We start from the raw sequence: 2,936 nt of genomic DNA, 5'->3' as shown, positions 1-2,936 counted from the left end.
CTGGTAGACACTACGACGGTGAACCCAAAAGCCCTGACCGTAAGGATTATATTCAAGAATTCTCGGTTAAAAAATGCCTCGCCCGGGTGCGGATTAGCGCCGCCGGCAGAGACTATCGGGCCTCCCGGGAACGGCCGCCCTTACCCGGTGAGTTCAACCTCGCCCGCCGCGAGAGGCCGGCAGCAGAGCCTGCCGCTATGGGCATCCGCCATCACGGCGTCGATCTTCCTTGAGATCTCCGCGCTGTAGTATGCCTCGCCGCATCGGTCGCAGACGAGCGCCGGGACATCCCTGATGACGATGATCCCGTCCCCGACCCGTGCGATGAACTCGGTCTTCCCTTCCTGTAGAGAACAGTTCTATCGCCGCTGCACTCAAACATTTCCAGCCGGCAGCCGGTCACGGAAAAGGGTCGCTTCGCTCATTCTACGGTGTCTTTCCCGTGTAATCTACCCTGCACCGCCCTCGATAAAGTCAGGCTAATCCCCTCCCGGGTATACCCACTATATGTCTGTCACATTCCCGGGAAGATGCAGGCAGCAGGCACACCCTTCGAGGGTTGTGCAGGAGATCAAACCATGGCAGACTTTGTGCCGACTACCGTGAACAGAACGGCGGTCCGGGACCTCGCCGTCCCGATCGCCAGCGTAACGTCGTTTAACACCCTCATCCAGTCCGTCATCGACGACAACCCCTTCGAGTGCGTCGGGTATACGACCAGGGCCGGGCAGACGGTGTCCGCGGTCGTCAGGAACCGCGAGCACTACACCGCGAAGGTGAACTTCCTCGACGACGACGGAAAGCGCCTCGGGACCATCTCGATCCAGTCCCCGACGATCGCCGCGTTCAACGCGAACGCCACGGAGATCCTCAATAACGCGGCCCTCGCGGCCGCGATGGGCGGCGAGGCCGTCCGGAACGGTCCCGCGGAGACCTACTACGCGCAGCTCAAGTGCCACGACCCCTCGGGCGACGACTACTACGTCACCTTCACCCGAAAGACCGTCCGGCTCTCGTCCTACCAGGACGAAGCGATCCGGACCAGGGTCGAGACCTGGGCCGACACCGTTGGAACGCTGGAGTGAGAAGGGAACCCCCCCTCTCACTTTCACCCCGCGCCCGGCTCACCCATAACAACCCCTTCTTCTCCAGACTATCGTATGACGTGTCCACCTCTTCTCAGGAGCGACCAGACCCTCTTCCGCCACCCCGAGACGTTCGAGCACACCTTCGTCTCCGAACGCCACCGCGACGCCCGGAACTTGCCGGACTCTTCGGGGGAGTGTGGTCTGTCCGGCACTGAAAAAACCACCGCGAACCGGCGTACCCGGGGATATCTATACTAGATGGGAAGGCCCATATCCCGATCAGAATGGACACCGTCACCCGCGAGGCCAGCGGGGAGTGCGCGAGGATCATCGCCATTCTCCGGGAGAAGAAGGCGTACCTGGAGGAGGCCTACCATGTCGGGTCCATCGGCATCTTCGGCTCGTGCCGGCGCGGTGAGGAGCACGAGGGAAGCGACGTGGACATCCTGGTCGAGTTCTCCGAGGTGCCGGGGATCTTCGGGTTTCTCAGGCTTGAGCGGTATCTCTCCGAACTTCTCGATAGACCGGTGGATCTGGTCGAAAAAAGTGCGCTCAAACCCCGTATCGGCCGCCGTGTCTCAAAAGAGGTCATCTACATATGATGGCTCCACGAAGCACCCTCGATTACCTGGACGACGTCCTTGACGCCGTTGACAAGATCGAGGTCTTCACCCGGGGTATGTCGTATGAGGAGTTCTTCGCGGACGACAAGACCGTCTATGCGGTCACGCGAGCACTGGAAGTGATCGGTGAGGCGACCAAATGCGTTCCCCGACGCGTCAGGGAGCGTTATCCCTCTCTTCCCTGGAGCGAGATGGCCGGTATGCGCGACAAATTGATCCATGCCTATTTCGGGATCAACAGGGCCATCATCTGGAGAACGATCCGGGACGACATCCCTCCTCTCAGGTCTGCGGTTCAAAGCCTTCACGACGACCTGATCTCGGAGGAAACCAGGGATGAGTCCCCGTGGGACCCTTGATCGGCCCACCTCCCGGAAGCGCCCCATATTTCGTCCCGCCTGACCGGGTATGATGAAACACTGCACGTTCGTTTGGTTGAGAGAAAGATTGTGGGAACTGCATCGACCGAGACCAAACCAGTGCGGTCAACATCATGATACGGTTCCTATCACAACATGCCCTGTGGACGGGCTATCGGCAGTTCGCCGGTAATTTGCGACAAAACCGGGTCCGAAGACCCCCAGGATCCGAGGATACTCGCAGGAAGCCCCACCCTTGAGGGGGGTAGTTCACTCCCTTGAAGAGGTCCTCAATGGGTGTATGAGTTACTATTCCGTCAACTACCCCTCGCTTACGCAGGGGGTTTCCCGTTCTGCCCCTTCACACGGGAAGAGATAGCATCACCCACACAAACATCATTTTATATCGTTGTCAAACACATGTCACATCTATCGGAGTGATCAACCATGATCGTCGAGTTTAAAACGTATTTCTGCGACGGATGGTGGGGCGCACATGCAGTCGAGCACTCCATCTATACTCAGGGGAAGACCGTCGGTGTTCTCATCGATAACATCTTAGAGGCAACTGAACTTCATTTTGAGGAGGAGATCGAGAGAGGCGAACTGATCACCATCATCACCACGCCCGAATCTTCAGCAGAAACAACCTCGGATATGCCGGTTATCAAGTTCGAGTACAAGGTTGATATTATTGCCAAAACAGCCAGTTGTTAGCGGATATAAGGTGATCAGAATGCTCGAATCGATCGGGTATTCTTTTCTTCGACAAACTGGGAGCCATGTTCGGATGGGGAAGCAATGCGAGACCGGTACTAAACCAGTCACCGTCCCCCTGCACAACGAGATCAACGCAAAAACCCTGA

The 2,936-nt window shown here is 57.9% G+C and carries 6 protein-coding genes and 1 pseudogene; 6 read left to right on the top strand and 1 reads right to left on the bottom strand.

Annotated features, from left to right (window positions below; genetic code table 11):
• Positions 1-233, top strand: a 233-nt coding sequence (locus PHP59_RS12380) for a hypothetical protein (RefSeq protein WP_300167421.1), incomplete at its 5' end; no start/stop codon positions are given.
• Here the strand turns inward: PHP59_RS12380 and PHP59_RS12375 are convergent.
• A pseudogene (locus PHP59_RS12375) lies at positions 141-332 on the bottom strand (type II toxin-antitoxin system MqsA family antitoxin); the annotation flags it as partial. The gene PHP59_RS12380 and the pseudogene PHP59_RS12375 sit on opposite strands and share 93 nt — an antisense overlap.
• 246 nt (positions 333-578) lie before the next feature.
• Between PHP59_RS12375 and PHP59_RS12370 the strand changes: the two are divergent.
• From PHP59_RS12370 to PHP59_RS12350, 5 genes are all read left to right on the top strand, one after another.
• Positions 579-1,085 (top strand): hypothetical protein, encoded by a 507-nt coding sequence (locus tag PHP59_RS12370; RefSeq protein WP_300167420.1) that lies wholly within the window; start codon positions 579-581, stop codon positions 1,083-1,085.
• A 287-nt stretch (positions 1,086-1,372) separates the two neighbouring features.
• Entirely contained in the window at positions 1,373-1,690 is a 318-nt protein-coding gene (locus PHP59_RS12365; protein ID WP_300167418.1) for a nucleotidyltransferase family protein, read from the top strand.
• The gene (locus PHP59_RS12360; RefSeq protein WP_300167416.1) at positions 1,687-2,070 is read left to right on the top strand and encodes a DUF86 domain-containing protein; all 384 of its coding nucleotides are present in this window, start codon (positions 1,687-1,689) and stop codon (positions 2,068-2,070) included. The genes PHP59_RS12365 and PHP59_RS12360 overlap by 4 nt, the downstream gene beginning before the upstream one ends.
• 447 nt (positions 2,071-2,517) lie before the next feature.
• The gene (locus PHP59_RS12355; protein WP_300167414.1) at positions 2,518-2,787 is read left to right on the top strand and encodes a type II toxin-antitoxin system HicB family antitoxin; all 270 of its coding nucleotides are present in this window, start codon (positions 2,518-2,520) and stop codon (positions 2,785-2,787) included.
• 19 nt (positions 2,788-2,806) lie between these two features.
• A partial coding sequence (locus tag PHP59_RS12350; protein WP_300167423.1) for a type II toxin-antitoxin system HicA family toxin occupies positions 2,807-2,936 on the top strand: 130 nt, incomplete at its 3' end.

The organism is Methanofollis sp., assembly GCF_028702905.1.
Classification (GTDB): Archaea; Halobacteriota; Methanomicrobia; order Methanomicrobiales; family Methanofollaceae; genus Methanofollis.
Note: the sequence above shows the minus strand (reverse complement) of the source record. Positions and strands in the feature narration are given on the sequence as shown.

Excerpts from the sequence above, each read along its gene's own strand:
- PHP59_RS12370 (WP_300167420.1), top strand. The coding sequence starts at position 579 with ATGGCAGACTTTGTGCCGACTACCGTGAACAGAACGGCGGTCCGGGAC.
- PHP59_RS12365 (WP_300167418.1), top strand. The coding sequence starts at position 1,373 with ATGGACACCGTCACCCGCGAGGCCAGCGGGGAGTGCGCGAGGATCATC.
- PHP59_RS12360 (WP_300167416.1), top strand. The coding sequence starts at position 1,687 with ATGATGGCTCCACGAAGCACCCTCGATTACCTGGACGACGTCCTTGAC.
- PHP59_RS12355 (WP_300167414.1), top strand. The coding sequence starts at position 2,518 with ATGATCGTCGAGTTTAAAACGTATTTCTGCGACGGATGGTGGGGCGCA.